General features: G+C 42.3%; 13 protein-coding genes and 2 pseudogenes. 6 read left to right on the top strand and 9 right to left on the bottom strand.

Going from position 1 to position 18,807, the window contains the following annotated elements; genetic code table 11:
- Nucleotides 1-285: transposase (locus L1D11_RS09850; RefSeq protein WP_239862387.1), on the top strand; the 285-nt coding region annotated here is incomplete at its 5' end.
- A gap of 650 nt (nt 286-935) precedes the next feature.
- On the opposite strand, the gene L1D11_RS09845 is transcribed toward L1D11_RS09850, so the two are convergent.
- The 3 genes from L1D11_RS09845 to L1D11_RS09835 form a co-directional block, all read right to left on the bottom strand.
- Nucleotides 936-2,201 carry a GGDEF domain-containing protein gene (locus L1D11_RS09845; protein WP_239833838.1) on the bottom strand — a complete coding sequence of 422 codons (1,266 nt, stop codon included), beginning with the start codon at nt 2,199-2,201 and terminating at the stop codon, nt 936-938.
- 948 nt (nt 2,202-3,149) lie between these two features.
- Complete coding sequence (gene yciH / locus L1D11_RS09840; protein ID WP_008221404.1) at nt 3,150-3,461, bottom strand: stress response translation initiation inhibitor YciH; 312 nt, start codon at nt 3,459-3,461, stop codon at nt 3,150-3,152.
- A gap of 3 nt (nt 3,462-3,464) precedes the next feature.
- Nucleotides 3,465-3,833, bottom strand: a complete 369-nt coding sequence (locus L1D11_RS09835) for a DUF3319 domain-containing protein (protein ID WP_239834566.1) — start codon at nt 3,831-3,833, stop codon at nt 3,465-3,467.
- A gap of 99 nt (nt 3,834-3,932) precedes the next feature.
- On the opposite strand from L1D11_RS09835, the gene L1D11_RS09830 reads away from it, so the two are divergent.
- On the top strand, nt 3,933-4,901 hold the full coding sequence (locus L1D11_RS09830; RefSeq protein ID WP_239834565.1) for a tyrosine-type recombinase/integrase: 969 nt from the start codon (nt 3,933-3,935) through the stop codon (nt 4,899-4,901).
- 99 nt (nt 4,902-5,000) lie between these two features.
- Here the strand turns inward: L1D11_RS09830 and L1D11_RS09825 are convergent, their stop codons facing one another.
- Both L1D11_RS09825 and L1D11_RS09820 read right to left on the bottom strand, forming a co-directional pair.
- Complete coding sequence (locus L1D11_RS09825) at nt 5,001-5,996, bottom strand: D-alanine--D-alanine ligase (protein WP_239834564.1); 996 nt, start codon at nt 5,994-5,996, stop codon at nt 5,001-5,003.
- 179 nt (nt 5,997-6,175) lie between these two features.
- A complete protein-coding gene (locus L1D11_RS09820; protein ID WP_008221412.1) occupies nt 6,176-6,739 on the bottom strand; it encodes an SPOR domain-containing protein in 564 nt (187 codons plus the stop codon).
- A 216-nt stretch (nt 6,740-6,955) separates the two neighbouring features.
- Between L1D11_RS09820 and L1D11_RS09815 the strand changes: the two genes are divergently transcribed.
- Nucleotides 6,956-9,640, top strand: coding sequence for a bifunctional acetate--CoA ligase family protein/GNAT family N-acetyltransferase (locus L1D11_RS09815; RefSeq protein WP_239834563.1), 2,685 nt, complete (start codon nt 6,956-6,958; stop codon nt 9,638-9,640).
- Here L1D11_RS09815 and L1D11_RS09810 read toward each other — a convergent pair.
- Nucleotides 9,629-10,516 carry a LysR family transcriptional regulator gene (locus L1D11_RS09810; RefSeq protein ID WP_239834562.1) on the bottom strand — a complete coding sequence of 296 codons (888 nt, stop codon included), beginning with the start codon at nt 10,514-10,516 and terminating at the stop codon, nt 9,629-9,631. The two genes, L1D11_RS09815 and L1D11_RS09810, sit on opposite strands and share 12 nt — an antisense overlap.
- Before the next feature lie 200 nt (nt 10,517-10,716).
- On the opposite strand from L1D11_RS09810, the pseudogene L1D11_RS22735 reads away from it, so the two are divergent.
- Nucleotides 10,717-10,905 (top strand): annotated as a pseudogene (locus tag L1D11_RS22735) (hypothetical protein); the annotation flags it as partial.
- Nucleotides 10,906-11,558: 653 nt separating this feature from the next.
- Here the strand turns inward: L1D11_RS22735 and galE are convergent.
- Entirely contained in the window at nt 11,559-12,572 is a 1,014-nt protein-coding gene (gene galE / locus L1D11_RS09805; RefSeq protein WP_239833235.1) for a UDP-glucose 4-epimerase GalE, read from the bottom strand.
- Nucleotides 12,573-13,334: 762 nt separating this feature from the next.
- Between galE and L1D11_RS09800 the strand changes: the two genes are divergently transcribed.
- Both L1D11_RS09800 and L1D11_RS09795 read left to right on the top strand, forming a co-directional pair.
- The gene (locus L1D11_RS09800; protein ID WP_239833234.1) at nt 13,335-14,078 is read left to right on the top strand and encodes a 5-oxoprolinase subunit PxpA; all 744 of its coding nucleotides are present in this window, start codon (nt 13,335-13,337) and stop codon (nt 14,076-14,078) included.
- 90 nt (nt 14,079-14,168) lie between these two features.
- A pseudogene (locus L1D11_RS09795) lies at nt 14,169-14,282 on the top strand (allophanate hydrolase); the annotation flags it as partial.
- Nucleotides 14,283-14,381: 99 nt separating this feature from the next.
- On the opposite strand, the gene L1D11_RS09790 reads toward L1D11_RS09795, so the two are convergent.
- A complete protein-coding gene (locus L1D11_RS09790) occupies nt 14,382-15,836 on the bottom strand; it encodes an FAD-dependent oxidoreductase (protein ID WP_239833233.1) in 1,455 nt (484 codons plus the stop codon).
- A gap of 531 nt (nt 15,837-16,367) precedes the next feature.
- Nucleotides 16,368-18,806 carry an ABC transporter permease gene (locus L1D11_RS09785; protein WP_239833232.1) on the bottom strand — a complete coding sequence of 813 codons (2,439 nt, stop codon included), beginning with the start codon at nt 18,804-18,806 and terminating at the stop codon, nt 16,368-16,370.
- Nucleotide 18,807 lies beyond the last annotated feature (1 nt).

Genomic DNA, 18,807 nt, shown 5'->3' with positions numbered 1-18,807 from the left:
GCAAAAGGGCTCTGGGAGGTGTGGTGGGCACAAGTACAGGAGAGTGGAATTAAGCCATTGCAAGAGTTCGCACGAAAACTGAGTCCTTATCTTCACGGCATTATCGCATCGGCAAGTTATCCGCTTAACACCTGCACATTGGAAGGGATAAACAACAAGATAAAACTAATCAAGCGAATGGGATATGGGTATCGAGATACAGACTACTTCTTCTTGAAGATAAAAGCGGCTTTCCCCGGAAAGCCGCGACAGCCCTTTTTTATTACCTTAATGCACTATAACTAAATAACTTGTACAACAGTATATTACCCCACCAATCACAACCTTAATACCATTCTAAAATACATACCTCTACAGCCCGATAATCATCATATATTCAACAGCTTACCTCGGAGTGATCTACTTTTTGGGATGCCTTTTCTTTTGTTTTGTAATTAAATTACAAAACAAGATGAAAGTTAAACGTTCTGGGTTTTGGGTGTCAGTATTTATGTCGCCAGTCGTAAGTTGTTCAATATTTGAGCTTTTTAACGTTCATGACGCTGTGACTTCAATTATTAGCGAATTGATTCATCTAATTCTCAATGAGTAAGGCTTTATGGTTTGAGTGTTGGAGTGTTCGTGACAAGCAGCGTTATTGAGATACTCAGCGACAGAATTGTTCATCTAACGCTGTTTAGACTCGGGTTCGCATACTTCAACCGCAGCAGAAAGCATTAGCTGAGGGGGACTTTAGTGCGGCAAATACGAGGTCTGTATTGGTTTACTTAAGTGTGTAGCTTTGGCTTGAAGGAAGTTAATTCATGGTCGCTCGAATGAGATACTAGATTAGGAGACTTGCCCTCCAAAAGCCTCGAGCATTAATGGGCTTAGCAAGCTGAACAGCTATCTTAAAGGGACTTAGAGACGCGCAGGTGAAAAGCGATGAGATGGACTTAAAACGTTACGAATTGGTTTCGTCCGCTGTTTTTTGCTTCATACAGTGCTTTGTCTGCTCGCTTGATTGCAGAACGTATCGACTCGTTCTGCTTTAGCTGTGTGACACCAGTAGAAGCTGTGACAGTCAGCGCGTTCGGCCATGCTTTTGTGTCCATTGCAAGGTACAAGTTATCGATTGATTCGTGACACTGTAGCGTCGTTTGTTCTAGGCAAACGAGTAGGAACTCCTCACCACCCCAGCGATAAAGCAAATAATGCTCGCCAAGTGTTTCATTTGCGGTAGTAACAAATTGGATGAGGACCTTATCACCAACTTCATGGCCATGCTGGTCGTTAATCAGTTTGAAATGGTCTAAATCAAACAACGCGACATGAATCATTTTTCCTTGTTGTGCTAACCATTCGAAATCATAGAAGCTATCTAGCGCTTCGGTTCTGTTTCTGCAGCCAGTCAACGGATCTGTTGTGGCCTTAACTTTTAACTCTTCAATTTCTTGGGTCAAATAACGTTGTTGTTGTGCAGAACGAGCTTTATTTCGTCGAGCGATATGCAGAGCACAGCAGACATAGTAGACGGCATATATTACCCATAACCCAACCAAAAGCTCACCTAGTAAAGCCTTGCTGATGATTTTACCGTGGAAAACAATACTCGAGATCTTAAGTGAATGATGCCCGGCAAGCGTGCTCGCACCAAGCCCAAGTTCAACAGATACTGCGTTCGTGATGTCTACCGCGCTGTCAGAAACAGGGTGGTTATAATGATCAATCCACCAGAATGGGACATTGAAGTAGTCCAAGTCGATGTGGCTTATATCTGGTAGCGAAAAGTCTAAGCGATTGAACTTATTTGACATTGCATCACCTTTCACACTGTAACCCTTGTCGTAGTTACGAATGTAAAAGCGGAACCTTGGGTTCTCTTGTCCTTCGTAATCCATGTTAATGGATACCGAATCGAACGTGGAGAGATCTAACCCTTTACCTTCTTTTGATATGACGAATTCAACCTCACAAAAAGGCTTGCTGTAGGTTCGCTGGAAGTAACACTGTAACTCAATGCCACTATTTGACTTGTGTAATGAGCCTACCGTGCCACCATTATGGTCTCTGTCAGTATTAGCGAGTGTATGGTATTTGTCTGGGGAAATGACGTAGCTCTTGTTCATAAGCTTGTCAAAAGAGAATAGCGACAGTAGGGTGATTGCCAGGCAAAAAATCGAGAGGAATATGTTGAGTTTGCGGAATGCTTTGTCGCTCATTATATTTAACCTATACATGTAACTCGAACCTAATACACAATGCCGTAGAGTTGGTGCAATCTCAGATTAGAGTATTAGCGTTGGCTGAATTGCTATTCCCAAAAACTGATCCAAAATTGACTTTTATACAGGAAAGTGCACCATAAGAGCAAGTTGAAGTTTAAAAATTAAACGCAGAGTATTGATTTTGATTGTAAATTACTCTAAATGTGCCGCTTTTATAGGAGTTAAAATTTAACTGTTTACTTATACAGTTAAATTTCAGGCGGGTTAATTTATTGTAATAGAAAGGATGTTGGATTACGTACGTATGGCTTAATTGTCTCGTAATTCCATCCCAACGATGATGTGAGGGCAAGTAGCTGTGAGCGTGTGTATTTATGAGTGATGCTACTTGGAGGATTTAAGGATGAGATTACGAAAGAAAACTCAACTGGCTAACTAAGTCGATAACCCAAAACAGAATTCAACGAGTGCAACCACCAAGGAAAAAAGTGGCGTGTGTGAAATCTGAAAATAAACGACAGCAATATCCACAAAGTTTACAAACATCGCTGTGAATACTAGTAAAAGTAGATATGAGTTATGACTAACGGAACAAGTTCTCATCGATAAGCTTTGTGTAAAGAGCTTATGTAGATGTAGACCACATATGTAATGATTAGGTAAAAAGAGTTTAAGACAATAGCTATGAGACCAAGTAACTAAAGGGATATTTTTATTTTGGTAAATAGTGACATTACTAAATTGCCTCAACAATTTACTGCGTATTATCATTGTTATGTTAAATTAGATTTAATAATCATAAGGCAGTGCTCGATATCTGATGCCCTGCCTTCGTTTCTTCTCAACTGATACTGTGTATTTAACGATATTGGTTATTTACCATAAAATACCTAATATCCAGCGATAATAATCTTCGATTTTACCCCTGGTATTAGTTAGAGATTAACCGCCGGCAAATTTAACTTTGTAGCCTTTCTTTTCAAGGTGCGCTTTGATCTTATCGCGCGCGTCACCTTGAATTTCGATGTTGCCATCTTTTACTGAGCCACCACAGCCGCATACTTTCTTAAGCTCTGCAGCCATTAATTTTAATGGTGCATCATCTAGATCTAAGCCGGTTACGACAGAAACGCCTTTGCCTTTACGGCCTTTGGTTTCTTTTTGGATTCGAACGATACCATCGCCTTTAGGACGTTGGACTTTCTCTTCTTCAGGTTTAATACGACCTGTTTCTGTTGAATATACTAGGCTCATAATTTACTTCTTTTGTTGCTCGACTTTTTGTTTAGCGATTAAGTAAGCTTCGATATGACGCTGTATTGCCGTTTTCCCGCCTTTGATAAGACGTCCGTTAAACATGCAATACCATGCGTTTGGCTCACCAGTGTCATTTTTGATTTGGTAACCATTGAAATTTTCAGTTTGGCCACCAGTCCCTCTAGACTTACTTAACGCTGTGAACTCTTTGGGGTCAATAATAGATGCAGTATCAATCCACCAATCGATACTCTTTTTCACGGCAGCTAATCTACCTTGAATAACGTTGTTTTTTAACTTAGCACGCCAAACTGTGTTATTTGCATCTATCGATTGAAGATGAACGTTTCGGTAAATTGAATTAGCCATATCTATTAATCATCTTTTTGTTTTCACTATATTAATCATAAGTATACTTATCATGATATCAAGCATAATATGGGAAACAACCTGTCGAGGTACGTTAATTTGAGAAAAAAAGTCCCTATTTTAACCGACTCCGTGAGAATTAATCTGTTTGTTGAAAAATTAAACAGGAACGCAACCGTCGAAATTATCGATGAGTTAACAGGTTACAATTATTCTCATAATTCACTGTTGGGTATCTACAGTGATTGGTCTCGCTACCACACGTTCTGCACCAAACATCGAATCAATACACTCCCTGCTTCCATCACGGCAGTTCGTCGCTTTCTCGAAACGGAGTCTAATGATAGAAAGTACGCATCGTTAAAACGTTACACTGCAACTTTAAGTTTGTTGCACACCGTACTTAACTTCGCAAACCCTGTTAAGCATAGGCAAATTCGCTTCACTCTGCTCCACTTACGAGCTCGAATGGCTGGTGACGCAAAGCAGACATACGCTATGACGTCTTCGCACCTTACTCAATTGAACACGCTGCTTTCACATGACAAAGTAACGTTAAAAGAGATCCGCGACATCGCGATTTATAACGTGATGTTCGAATGTGCTTTGAAGCGCTCTGAACTTAAGTCCTTATCGACGAACGATGTGGAGAGTATCGATGGTAAGTACCAAATTACAATTAAAGACTCGGTCTACAAGCTTTCATCAGTTGCGAGTTCTGTACTCGAACGTTGGCTAAGGTTTACTGGGCTAGTAGAGGAATTGCCTGTATTTCGTGCCATCGATAAGCACGAAAACGTTGGCCTTCGTCCATTAGATGATTCGTCAATCTATCGGATTTTAAGACGTGCAAGTGACTTACTCGGTTTAGCCGAGAACCACCATTTCTCAGGCAATTCGATTCGAGTCGGTGCGGCGCAAGAGCTCTCTAAACAAGGGCTTAAGATAAGAGAGATTCAGGATTTTGGACGTTGGCTTAGTCCTGCTATGCCTGCCCAGTATGTTGGTTATTCGAATACGGCCGAAAGCGAAAAAATGAAGTTTAAGGCACTAACACCGTGGCGATAAGCAATTGCAGCCCTGTGGTAGACTAAAAAACACCGCTAACACAAAAAAGCGGCTTGGAGATAATCCAAACCGCTTTTTTACGAAGCCTTAGAAGCTGCTTTAAGAAAGGCTGGTTCTAACGCAGTTTTCTAGGAACTTAGCGAACTTATGTCCGTCGTGTTCAACCATTTTTGGGAACATCGAAATTGGTGTCATGCCAGGGAAGGTATTAACTTCGTTTAGGTAGATCTCGTTATCTTGCGTTAAGAAGAAGTCAATACGAGATAAATGGCGAAGCTTCATTTGCGTAAACACTTTACGAGCACTGTCTGCAATCAGTTGACGTTGCTCATCAGTAAGGTTGCCGGCTTCTACTTCTGTGATTGAGTGGCTGTCTGCACTGTATTTTTCTTCGTAAGAGTAGAATGCGCCGTTTGGTGCAATGACCTCGCCTGGCTTACTGATGTGTAGCTCTCCATCGATTTCATAAGCCGCAACTTCCAACTCTCTTGGCACCACTGACTTTTCAACAAGCACTTGATCTGAATAAGTAAATGCTTTGTTGATTGCCTCGCTCAGGTCTTCAATTTGGTTGACTTGATAACAGCCAACAGAAGAGCCTTGGCGTGCTGCTTTCACGAATACTTTGCCCCACTTTTCAAAAGCTTGAGTTGCTAGTGAATGAGCTTCGTCTGTATTGTCAGATAGGAATAGGTATGGTGTGTTTGGAATGCTAAGTGCGTCATACCAAAGCTTTGAAGTGATCTTGTTAAAACTGTTGTTGCTCGCTTCAGAACCACAGCCTAAATACGGAATCTTAGCCATTTCAAACAGTGACTGGATGTCACCTGTTTCACCCGGGAAACCGTGGATACAAGGTACAATGAAATCGACTTTCGATGCTAAATGTTTACCGCGTAAGGTTTGATCGTTAATATCAAGATAAACCAATTCACCTGAATCAAGACACCAGCCTTCGTTTTTAATTTCAACTCTTACAACATCAAAGTCTTTAACGCTCTTAAGCTGGTCAAAAAGGTAATTGGCTGAAACTAACGACACTTCGTGCTCTGAAGAACCACCGCCGCATAGCAGAAGAATGTTTGTGGTGTTCATGGGTAAATTTGGTCCTTGAAACTAGGAATACTGACTTCAATGATAAACAAAAGTCGAAATAGGTACAGTGTTTTGATTGTTAAAATTGCGTTCGAAAGATCGAGCGATTAACTATTAGACAAAACGGTTCGTCATAAAACAAAAGAAGGAGCATTTGCTCCTTCCTTATGATTCAAAACTTAGTTTAACTTGTTAAGCGTTGGGTATTCAGAGTTTTTGATGTCATCAATACTCTTCACGAATGGCTTCAAGTTCTTAAGTGAACTAGGCAGTGTTGAGATAGCTTTTTTCGCTTCTAAACGTGTTGCGTAGTCACCGTAAAGTACTGTGAACCACTTAGTGCCATTTACCATCTTGTAGTTTTCCCAAACTGGTTGAGAAGTCGTTGGTAGCATTTTCACGAAAGAGTCGACTTTACTTTGGCTGCCAACCGCAACAACTTGAACTGTGTAACCAAAACGCTGGTTCATGTCTTGTTGTTTCTTAGTTGGACCTTTCACTGCCGCAACTGGCTTAGCCTGAGTTGTTTGAGTGACTTTCTGCTCAACAGGTTCTGTTCTGATAACGTTCACAACATTCTCTTCAACAACGCCTGATTGCTGTGATTGAGACACAACTGGAGCTTCAACTTTGGCAGTTTTGTACTCTTCTTGATAACTATCTGAAGTCACATCCGTGATGTAGTTTTCAGATACACATGCAGCCAAGAGCAGTGGCAAAGTCGCAATTGCAATTTTTTTCATGGAAAGCTCTATATCCTTAATAATAATTACTATAAATCATGCCGATACGTCGGTTTAGAATCAAGTTAACTTTGAAATTATACACCATTAGTGGGTGACCTATTTCACAAACTTTATGCAGTGTTTGCTTATTCATCTGAATTCGGTGAATTTGCCATCAACCTGTCATCGAAAAGTAAGTTACGATGAACTTACGTTCATTGCTAGGATATGTCTATGAATCATCTTGATCCCCTACTCAAACCCCGTTCGATAGCTGTTGTTGGTGCTTCTCAACGTGAGAATCGAGCGGGATACATTGTTATGAATAATCTGTTGCACGGGGATTTTAAAGGGGCGGTAATGCCAGTTACGCCCAAATACGATTCTGTGGCGGGTGTACTTTCCTACAAAAACATTTCGTCGCTACCAATTGTTCCCGACCTTGCGATTCTTTGTACCAACGCGACTCGCAATATAGCTATCTTTGAGGAGTTAGCGGAGAAAGGCATTGCGTCTGTCATTGTTCTTTCTTCAGATATGCAACAACCGAGTGATAACAGTGAAACGTACGACTCAAGATGCCTAGCGATTGCGAAAAAGCACAATATAAGAATGCTTGGTTCAAACAGCTTAGGGGTGATAATCCCTTGGCTAAATCTTAATGCCTCTTTTTCTCCTGTGACCGCACTACCCGGCAAGATTGGCTTTGTTTCTCAATCTGCGGCGGTTTGTACGACGATACTTGATTGGGCGAATGATAAAGAGATCGGCTTCTCTGCATTTATCTCAATCGGTAACGGCACGGATATCGAGTTCTCTGAACTGTTGGATTATCTGAGTACCGACTCTCACACTGAAGCAGTATTGCTTTATATAGATAGTATTAAAGATGCAAGACGTTTCATTTCGGCTGCCCGAGCAGCTTCACGTAATCGGAGAATACTCGTATTGAAAGGTGGCCGAACCGCTAAAGGCCGAGCAGCAGCAATAGCACATACTGGTGGTGCGGATACGCTCGATATTATTTACGACTCGGCTATTCGTCGTAGTGGCATGTTGCGAGTTAAAAACTTGCATGAACTGTTTGCTGCGGTAGAAACCCTAACTCACTCGGTCCCTTTACGTGGAGAGAGACTGGCGATTGTCACGAATGGTGGCGGGCCTGCGATTATGGCTGTTGATACGCTCTTCGAACGTGGCGGTAAACTCGCCGAGTTATCGAAAGAGACGCTCGAAAAGCTCAATAGGGTGTTACCTTCAAGTTGGTCGCATAGCAATCCTATCGATATTGTTGGTGATGCGGGTGATCAGCGTTATATCGATACTATCAACACATTACTCGATGGTGATGAAGCGGATGCCATTCTCATCATGCATAGCCCTTCAGCCATCGCGCATTCTGCTCAAACCGCTGAGCGAATCATCGACGCGATTAAAAAGCACCCCCGCCATAAGCGATTCAATATTCTTACCAATTGGTCCGGTGAGCTCACGGCAAGGCCTGCGAGAAAGCTGTTCACAGAGGCTGGTATTCCAACCTATCGAACGCCAGAAAGTTCAGTAGTCGCATTCATGCACTTGGTTGAGTACCGACGCAACCAACGTCAGCTTATGGAGACGCCAACTACGGCTGAGAAAGTCCATATTGAAGACTTAGCCGATGCGAAGAATTGGATAGAATGCCAACTACTGGATAAAGATACAGTTAGCCTTGATACCCATCAAAACAGTCAGTTTTTCAAACACTTCAATTTGGATGTGTTACCTACTTGGATCGCTTCTGACCCCAGTGAAGCGGTGCATATTGCCGAAACCATTGGATACCCTGTCGCAGTCAAACTCCGTTCACCAGACATTGCGCACAAGTCTGACGTTCAAGGTGTGATGCTCAATCTAAGAAACAGTAGCGAGGTCGCGAATGCGGCACAAGCGATTTTGGATCGCTCTCAGTTATCGTTTCCTACTGCGCATATTCACGGTTTGTTGGTTCAAGGCATGGCGAAACTTGCTGGCGGACAAGAGCTTCGCGTTAAGGTGACAACTGACGAAACATTCGGCCCTATTATTCTACTCGGTCAAGGCGGTTCCGAATGGGATGAGTCGATTGACGCGGCAGCTGCTTTCCCTCCGCTTAACATGACACTGGCTCGTTACTTGATCATTCGAGCCATAAAGAGTGGCAAGATTCGCCTACAAAAGCTCCCTAACCCTATCGACATAGAAGGCTTGTCGGAGTTGCTGGTTCGTATTTCTCAAATGGTGGTTGATTGCCCTGAAATACATGACCTGGATATACATCCAGTTCTTGCGAATGGCGATAAGTTCACGATATTGGACGCCGATATCATATTGAAAGCTTACGAAGGGGACCCACAAGAAAGGCTGGCGATTCGCCCTTACCCTGTGGAGCTTGAAGAACGTATCCAGTTAAAAGATGGCACAGAAGTGCTGCTACGCCCTATTCTGCCTGAAGATGAACCACTTCATGCCGATTTCATTAATCGAGTGTCTAAAGAGGATCTCTATAAACGTTTCTTTAGTGATGTGGGTGAATTCAATCATGAAGCGTTAGCTAATTTCACTCAGATTGATTTCGATAGAGAGATTGCTTTTGTTGTGGTGCGTGAAGAACAAGGCGTACCTGCAATCATTGGCGTGTCTCGGGCTCTGATTAACCCAGAGAATACGGATGCAGAATTCGCGATATTGATTCGCTCTGATCTTAAAGGCGTTGGTTTAGGAAGAATCTTGATGACTAAGGTTATTGATTACTGCCGAGCCAAGCAGACTAAACAGATGTCGGGAATGACGATGCCAACCAACAGAGGGATGCTGACACTAGCTCAAAAACTGGGTTTCAAGCTAGATATCTGTTTTGAAGACGGTACAGCAGATATGGTGCTTCCGTTACTTGAGTGACCATGTTTTTTTAAGGTGTTGGATGCACCATGATTTGGCGTCGCCCATTTTGTTGCGTCGCCAAGCCATAACGATGTCAATTGGCTGGGGCTCAGTACCTGCGATTTGCTTTAAAACACCAGATTCAATTAATGGATTAGCAACACTACAAGGTAATGTGCCAATACCTAACCCGCTCGTTAATGCTTCTACTTTTGCCGGAAAGCTCGTCACCGTTAAACGTGGCTGCTTCTCTAATATATTGATGCTTAATGCTGGCTGATCGCGTGCCGTATCCGCGATTGCAATCACCCTGTAACTTTCTCTAGCCTTTTGGTGAAAATCGCCAGAACGCTTGTGAACGTAATGATTGGATGCTGCTACCCAAACCATTTCCATTTTACCAATCATGTCACTTTTTAGGTCATTAGGAATGGTATTGACTTTCGGGCAAACAAGAAGGTCGGCGCGGCCATCTGACAGTGATTCCCAACACCCTGCTAAGATCTCCTCTTGTAAACGAACACGCGTTTTACTGATTTTTCCTAGTTCATCAACAAGTGGGAAGAAATTAGCAATTGGGATAATGCCATCAAAAGCGATGGTTAAATCCAACTCCCATCCATTAGCTAGAATGCTGGCTTCGTTGACGAGCCTTTCTGTCGCACCAAGGATCACCCTACCTTGTTCAAGTATCAACTGACCTGCCTCTGTAAAGTTTGCGCGATGGCCAGAACGGTCAAAAATCATGATATCTAAGTCTTGTTCAAGTTTTTGAATTTGATAGCTGAGTGATGAAGGTGCGCGGTCCATCTCATTGGCCGCAGCAGCGAAACTTCCACGCCTGTCGATGGCGTCTAGGATGTGTAACGCTTCAAGTGTTATTGGGCTCTGCATAGCTTTCCTATTTTATAAATGGGACTGAATCACAAAAAAAGCAAGCATTCAAACCATAAGTGGAACTGTGACTGAAAGTTATTTAAATGCAAATAATAGCAATTATTATTTAGGATCAGTGTTATCTTTCGAAAATCAAGATAACACTATGTAATTGAGCTAACAATCGAAAGTATGAGCAATCCCTACTCTCTGCTTCAATCGTTTTAGCGCTTTCATCAACATCTGCCTTTGCTGAAGATTATGTCCTATTTGACGAGGTTGCTGTATCGGCAACTCGTACTGAACAAAACATAGAGGATGTATTGAGTTCGATTGAATTAGTATCTTCGGAAGACATTGATAATCAAATGTCTAATGATATTAAGCAAGTTCTTCTATATACTCCAGATAGTAAGGGGATCCTTGACGCAAAAACCATGTAATGGGGTGTATTTGCTCAAGACCAAGCATTTTTCGTGGAAGATAAGTTGATTGTAACTCTGATGGTAATGTCGATTTATCTGGATACACAGTTGTTGATTTGACGGCTTATTTCCTGCCCTATGGTAGATTTAACTCTGCGAGCAGGTCTATTTAACGCTCTAGATAAGAAGTATTGGTTGTACAGCGACATGTCTTGTAGCGCACGATTATCAATTCAGTACAGAGATTAAGTCTCAACCTGATCTTAACTGGTGCTTATCTACAAACCAAGTATTTTAATTCGTTACAAGTCTGAACTGCAGAAACTAAAAAGCCAGCTAAATGCTGGCTTTTATCTATTTCACTAAAAATTATATCAAAAAGGAATAAGTGAAATTACTTCTCTGCCATTTCTTTCTTAACCATTACTGCTGCAGCAACGATGAAAGTGATGATCAGGCCTAGTTCCATGATTAACTCCAAAAAAATAACATTAAATATATAATTCGCGTGAATAGTAACACAATGAATACAGGATGATACTTTTTAACCACTAATTTACTTTTTATTCGATTTAGATCAAAAAAGATGCCCTAAAGCATCTTTTTATAAGTTAATCATTCAATAAATCACTAGGTCAGCCCGGAAACCCATTAGGGTTTGTAGACTGCCAGCGCCATGTATCTTCGGTCATTTCAGTTAGTGTGCGTGTTGCGCTCCAACCAAGTTCTTTCTGAGCTTTCGCCGGATCGGCCCAACATTCTGCGATGTCGCCTGCGCGTCGTTCAACAAGCTTAAAAGGGATTTCTTTACCGCTTGCTTGCTCAAACGCCTTAACCATGTCTAAAACACTAGACCCATTACCTGTACCGAGGTTGTAGATATGAAGACCATCTTTGCGGCCTACTTTCTCAAGTGCAGCAATGTGTCCATCAGACAGATCCATTACGTGGATGTAATCACGAACACCAGTGCCATCTTTAGTTGGATAATCACTACCAAATACTGATAAGAACTCGCGTCTGCCAACCGCCACTTGAGACACAAACGGCATTAAATTGTTTGGAATGCCTTGTGGATCTTCACCTAGCTCACCACTTGGGTGTGAACCTACAGGGTTAAAGTAACGAAGTAGCGTGATGCTCCAATCTGGATTCGCTTTTTGGAAGTCGGTAAGACACTCTTCGACCATCAATTTACTGCGGCCATAAGGGTTGGTCGCACTCGTTGGGAAATCTTCTGTAATAGGTACACTTGCAGGGTCGCCATATACTGTTGCTGATGAACTGAACACTAACGTTTTAACATTAGCTTCACGCATTGCATCAACGAGGACCAAAGTGCCGTTTACATTGTTATCGTAGTACTCAAGGGGCTTTTCAACCGACTCACCAACCGCTTTCAATCCGGCAAAGTGGATAACGGCTTTGATATTGTGCTGCTTCATGGTTTCCGTCAACAGCGCTTTATTTCGAATGTCACCTTCAACGAACACTGGGCGAACGCCAGATACCTTTCCGATGCGCTCTAAAACGCTCGGTTTACTGTTGTATAAGTTATCAAAAAGGACAGGTGTCATACCTGCCTTAAGCATCTGGATACTTGCATGACTGCCGATGTAGCCCATGCCACCGGTTACTAAAACATTCATGTTTAAACCTTTTATTATGAATACTCAATCTATCACTTATGATACAACAACGTAGTGTAATGTCACAGCCCAATGGTGTAATCAAACGTCACTTGAGAACACAAACTGCCCCTCCCCTTTGCATTATGCTTGATATATCACTTCACTAGCAGTGTTCACTATCACATCGATCTCTTGTTTCTAACCATCGACTAATTGAATTCCTAGACTTACGCTAATATTGAATTAGCGCTGTTTGAGCTCTTAAGCTTGTTTGATAAGTACCATCAAACGTTCAGCTAACTTAGTTCTCGTGACTTAAATAGGCTGAATAACGACCCAAGTAGTATGTAGAGTTTGAACTCTTATAAGAGAGTACCAAACCGCACGACTTTAACCCTACTCAACTATAATGACATCGATTAAACGCACTTAAGCCAACATTTTAATATGGGTATTTTATTGAATCATTAAGTATGAATTACCCCACGCTTGTTTCCATATCCATTTAAAAATCTTACACAGACAATGCTTTCAGGAACATAAACTTGAGTTGGAATAGCGAGTTTCCCTGAGCAAATAAAAAGTAGGCGTTGTTCATGTTAGTTCTAAGCCAATCTGGAGGGATATCAATAAATATTAATTCTATGATCAATAATTTAAACCAATAAAAATGGTATACTGCAGAATTTTCCAGTGCCGAAATTTGGACTTAGGTCACGGTTTATTTATGGTATTTGTAAGACCGTCAGTAGTTACTGGAACGTAAAGGATTAGTGCCAAGTGACAATGAAGATTTTGCTTAATTGCGACATGGGAGAAAGTTTCGGCAACTGGAAGATGGGCGATGATGAATCGGTCATGGAATGGGTCGATATGGCTAACATAGCCTGTGGCTTTCACGCGTCTGACCCCCACGTGATGTCAAAGACTATTAAACTAGCCCAGCATTATCATACTCAAATCGGTGCTCACCCAGGTTATCAAGATCTTGTCGGGTTTGGCCGCAGGTCTATCCCCCATAATATGCACGAAATCAGTGAGTTGGTTTGCTACCAAGTAGGTGCGCTGCAAGCCCTTTGCCGTTATCACCATACTTCTGTCGGTTACGTAAAACCTCATGGTGCGCTTTATAACGATATGATGGCAAATACAGATGTTTTTAATGCCGTTGCACAAGCAGTAGCTGAATTTAATATCCCTCTCATGATCCTCTCTTCTTCTGACAATCAACAATATTTAGATATAGCTGATGATCACGACTTACCCCTATTATTCGAAGCATTTGCAGACCGTGCATACCTAAATAACGGTCATCTTGCACCGCGCGCACAAAAAGGTTCGGTGTACGTGAATCAGGACGATATTTATAACCAAGTGATGCAAATCGTCAATTTCGGCTCGGTAACGACCATCGAAGGTGAAAGGTTACCTATTGAAGCCGATACTATTTGCGTTCATGGTGATAACCCCCAATCCATCGCATTAATAAGAAAAATTCGACAAGATCTTAACGGTTTTAATTAATATCAGTGTGACATGGTTGTTTTTCTACTCGTTGACTGAGACAAGCCCATAACTTCATACTTCGCTAAACATGGAAGCTAGAATAGAACGATTGGTTTTGTAGAGAGAATCTACTTGCCATGTTTAGCGCGAGCAAAGCCTGGGCATCAGATTTCATTTAGTAAGGGTGAATTCTTGGGCTTGCAAGATGTGTGGTGTCAGTGAGCACGATTTTTCGGTAATTGAAAATTTTTTCAATTAGCCTGAGAATTAGATCTGTTAGTGCATAAAAAATAGGTTCACTCAGGTAAGCCTATTTGGGTTTTAGTGTTGCTCTTGGCCTGAAACTTTCGCCAGGGAATTCGGGTATCCACGCTCTTGTGTTAGCCCTATTGCTTTGTTTTCAATATCACTCAACAAAAGTGACATTGTCACTTGGTGTGTATCTTCAATCGAAACAGCCTCCGTAATATCAAACCAATGTTCAGCAACTTTTTGCGCCGCCTCTAACGTTGAAGACGCTTTCACTACTTCAAGTCGAGCGTAGCGTTCACCACAGAATGAAACGTCTGAAGTTCTCAAGCTAGGATCAGTTCCTGGTATTTGCTGTGCACCAAACAAAGGCTTGCCACCTACTTGAGCAGATCGAAAGCTTGGAATGAACTGAGACATATGCGTTATAGCCGCGCGAGTTCTTAATTCAAGCTGATCTTCACTCCAACCCGATACGATTTTCTTAAGAAGCTTCGAAGGCAACTGTGGCTGTGACGAATCTGTTGATGAAGAAACAAGCCCCCCCTCAAACAGAGTTATCCCTTCTGTCATACCATGAAGTTGGAAGACACCATCAGCATATGGCGTTAATTGTGCCATACCTTGTGGTGTGCCCCTTGGGCCATGGAAGATAACCTCTGGCCACTCTTCCTTACATTCTTGCGAATACGGCCACTCTGTAACGTACGCGGCTTTAAACTCAACGAGCCTTTGCTGCTTAGAGCCCACAAAGTCGTCCACGATACCCGTTTCAAATCCACTCGCATTAATTAAGTAGTCAGTTGTTAATTGGCGGCTTTGGTTATCGAAATCTGTATAAGTCAAAGACCAACCTTGGCCTGTCGATTTAACAGATTGTAAGCGGCTGTTGGTTAACACGGTACAGTTAGCCTGTTGTCCCAAAGAGAGTTGAGCAGTTGCAGAAAGTCTGAATACGCTCCAACCATATTCTTGAACCATGGCAACAGGATACTTAAGGGTTTCTAGATCCGTATGTTTCGCAAAAGGAATACACCAATCATCAAGAGATGTTGGCTTCAGGGGCTGTGTTTTTTCAGAAAGAGATAATAAATCTTTTTTGCTGTACAGCTTGTAATATTCTTGCGGATCACCAAGCACTTTGTTGCTTTTATCTTGCTTAACAAGATCGGCATAAGCGTTTTTAATTATCTTAAGGCGAGGAAGCAGATCCAACGGCTCTCCACCATCACTGTGCGGAACGGCGATGATTGTCGGACGAATATTGATCGTGTGAGGAAATAAGCGAACGGTATCAATTGACTGTTTAAGTAACTGCAGACACTGCTCTACAGAAATATCTCGATACAAATTGCCTCCAGCGTGCAGGTGGCAAATTGGTGGACCATTAACCAAACTCGGCCCTTTTTCCAAGATAGTGACCTTAAAACCCAACTCACTAAAGTGAATAGCGCTCGTTGTTCCGGCAATACCACCACCAACAATGGCAATAGAAGGTTGATTTGAATCCGTTTTGTTGTGGTTCATCGTGTTCTGTAGAATAAGATTAACTGCCGCTATTCTACTTTTGTTCCGCGATGAATTAAATCACATTTTTATCAAGGTCTTAGATAGGCGGGATTTCATATCTATGTAAAAAACATAAATAATCTCTTGACTCAATAACTCCAGATAGAGCTTTAAAGGTTATTCTAACAGTTAAATTTGTCCTAAGTGACGCCACATAAAGGCTGCCTCAATACTCTTAAATCATAGATGTTAACTTATCCCTAAAGTTATCCACCGTTTTTGTGGATAACTGTTGATAACATTCTTGCTAAGTTGCGCAAACCCTTTATTTACAGGGGTTAACCGTTGATCATTAAATCGGCATTCTTGCGCAATTAGTTTTGATAAATGCTAAAAAGAGTCGAATTTAAGGTGCGATATTTTTTACTTGTGCTTTGGGTTGGTTAAATGAAAACGGTTTAAAGCGACATCTTGTAAATAATGCATGATTAGGTATAAATCATTTTGCCTTAAGACCGTTTTAAGTGCGAGGTTAGATTTTTCTAGCTACTAGCCAAAATCCTTGTTTATTGGAGCTAACATACGTTTGATTAAGCTATTCACTACTGCGGCCAATGTGATGAACGTAAGCACGGGTAGCGCGATCCAAAGAATCAGGTGAAGTGAAGGTTGCAACTCAAAGCCAAAGTTTATTACCCCCGCCACACTCAGTTCAGAACCAAGTGCCGCAATCGAGCCTGCCACTAACGCCATTAATCCATATTCACACCATATGGTGTTGAGGATACGTTTCTTGCTTGCGCCTAGAGTACGATACAAACGTATCTCTTGTTGTCTTTGAGATAAGCTAAGACGTAACAGCGTAAAAATAAGTAATAGCCCAGCGACAACACCAAGCGCAGCCAGAACGGTAATAGACCAAACAATCTGTTTGAGTAGCTCTTGGATCTTGCTGCCCATCACTCTGATATCCATCAAACTTACGGTTGGGTGGTTCCGAGAGAGTTCGTTGAGCATGGAATTGTGTTGATCTTCTAGCCTAAAGCTAACCAGCCAAGTAGAAGGAATTGAGCTCAGTACGTCTGGGGTGAAAATGAAGTAAAAGTTTGGCTTCATTTCACGCCATTCCACTTTTCGGATGCTATTGACCTTAGCTGATACATTTTGACTGTTGATAGTAAATACAAGCTCGTCGCCAATGTTCAAACCTAACTGGTCTGCAACATCAGATTCAACCGATACGCCCTGCTCTTGCGTCCAACTGCCTTCAAGTATTTCATTATATTCTGGTAGAGATTCGCCCCAAGTGAAGTTGATTTCACGGCTTAGGGCGTCTGTACGCTCTGAAGTATCACTGTATTCAGATGCTTCGACACCATTGATCGTCGTCAGCCGTCCACGAATGATTGGGAATGCTTGAGTGCGTTCAACTTGGTTTTCATCGATGGTTGCAAGGTAACTGTCTTTCTCATAACCGGCTATGTTAAGCGCAAATGCATTCGGCGCATCCTCGGGCAAGGTTTGTTGCCAATCTGACAACAGATCACTTCTTACCAACCAGATGATAGACAACAGCATCAATGATAGTGCCAGAGAGCCAAATTGAATGCCCGTCGCAATCGGTGTGCGATTGATGCGGCTTATAGCCAAACGCATCGAGGTCGATGTTGGCAACTTACCAAATAGTCGCAAGACCACAGTGCTCACCAAAGCGAGTATCAAAAACAAGCCAACGATTCCAGCAAGAACAATCCACACCAACAGATTATTACCATACACCAACATCATTGGGATGATAGGCACTAACAATAACGCGAACTTCTTATAGCTATCTTGTGCCTTGGGATTTGATTGAATGACACTAATCGCCGAGGTATTGACCAATCCAAGCAATGGAATTCCAAGTGCTGGTACACCGATTAGAATGCTCGATACAATGGCAAGAATGGCAGGCTCGATACCATAGCTAGGAAGCGGTGAAGGCAATAAATCACCAAGCGGGATACGAAGAAGAAACTCTAGTCCGATCCCAATCGCGATACCGAGAACGGCACCAATAACGACAAGTAGTGAAACTTGTACCGATAGCCACTTAATGATCCATGGTTTGCTAGCGCCCAAGCTTTTTAACATGGCGATGGTCTTTCGGCGGCTCGCTACATAATGTTGGCACGTCAATACCAAGGTAGTTGCCGCCATAATTACGACAATAGCGACCGTTAGTGATAAGTATTGAGTGGTGCTTTTAAACATATCATTAGTGCGGCTCGCTGAATCTTGTGTACGCCAACGATCACTCGGAGTTAATTCGATACTGTCTTGAGCTGCTTTAAGTTTTGCATCATCACCGTTTAAAAACAGTCTGAAACTTACACGGCTTCCCGGTTGAATGGCACCTGTCGCGTCAATGTCATCATTATGTATCAGTACCGCGGGCATCTGTTGGAATGGATTGAAGCTTAATCCCGGTTCTTGAGTGATTCGCCCTGTTATGGCTAGGTCAGCATCACCGATGGTGATGTTGTCACCTATTTCGACTTCCAACTGCGCGAAAATACGTTCGTCGAGCCACAGCTCACCGGGCTTAACGTGATTGGTCGATGCATTGTCTGCACTCTCTAGAAGCATCTCACCGCGTAATGGGTAGTTACTCTCCACCGCTTTAACCGTCACCAACTGCATCGCGTTGTCGCTAAATGCCATGGTTGAGAAACGCGTTAACTGAGAAGTTTCTAGTTGCTCTAATTGAGCAATGTCGAGTAGTGGTTGTGGGATTGGGTTTGCTGAGATGAACACGCTGTCAGCGGTGAGTGCATCTTTCCCCTGTTTTACGATGACCTGCTCCATACGCTCAGCCAATGCTGATAACGCGAAAACACAGGCAATGATCAGTGTTAAAGCGATTGAGACTGGCCATAATTGACCATGTCGAACCTCTTCAATGCTCCATGAAAACAGGCGTTTGTTCAATCCGTTTGATGAGTTCAAT

It is taken from the genome of Vibrio sp. Isolate32, assembly GCF_022397955.1.
GTDB lineage: Bacteria > Pseudomonadota > Gammaproteobacteria > Enterobacterales > Vibrionaceae > Vibrio.
Note: the sequence above shows the minus strand (reverse complement) of the source record. Positions and strands in the feature narration are given on the sequence as shown.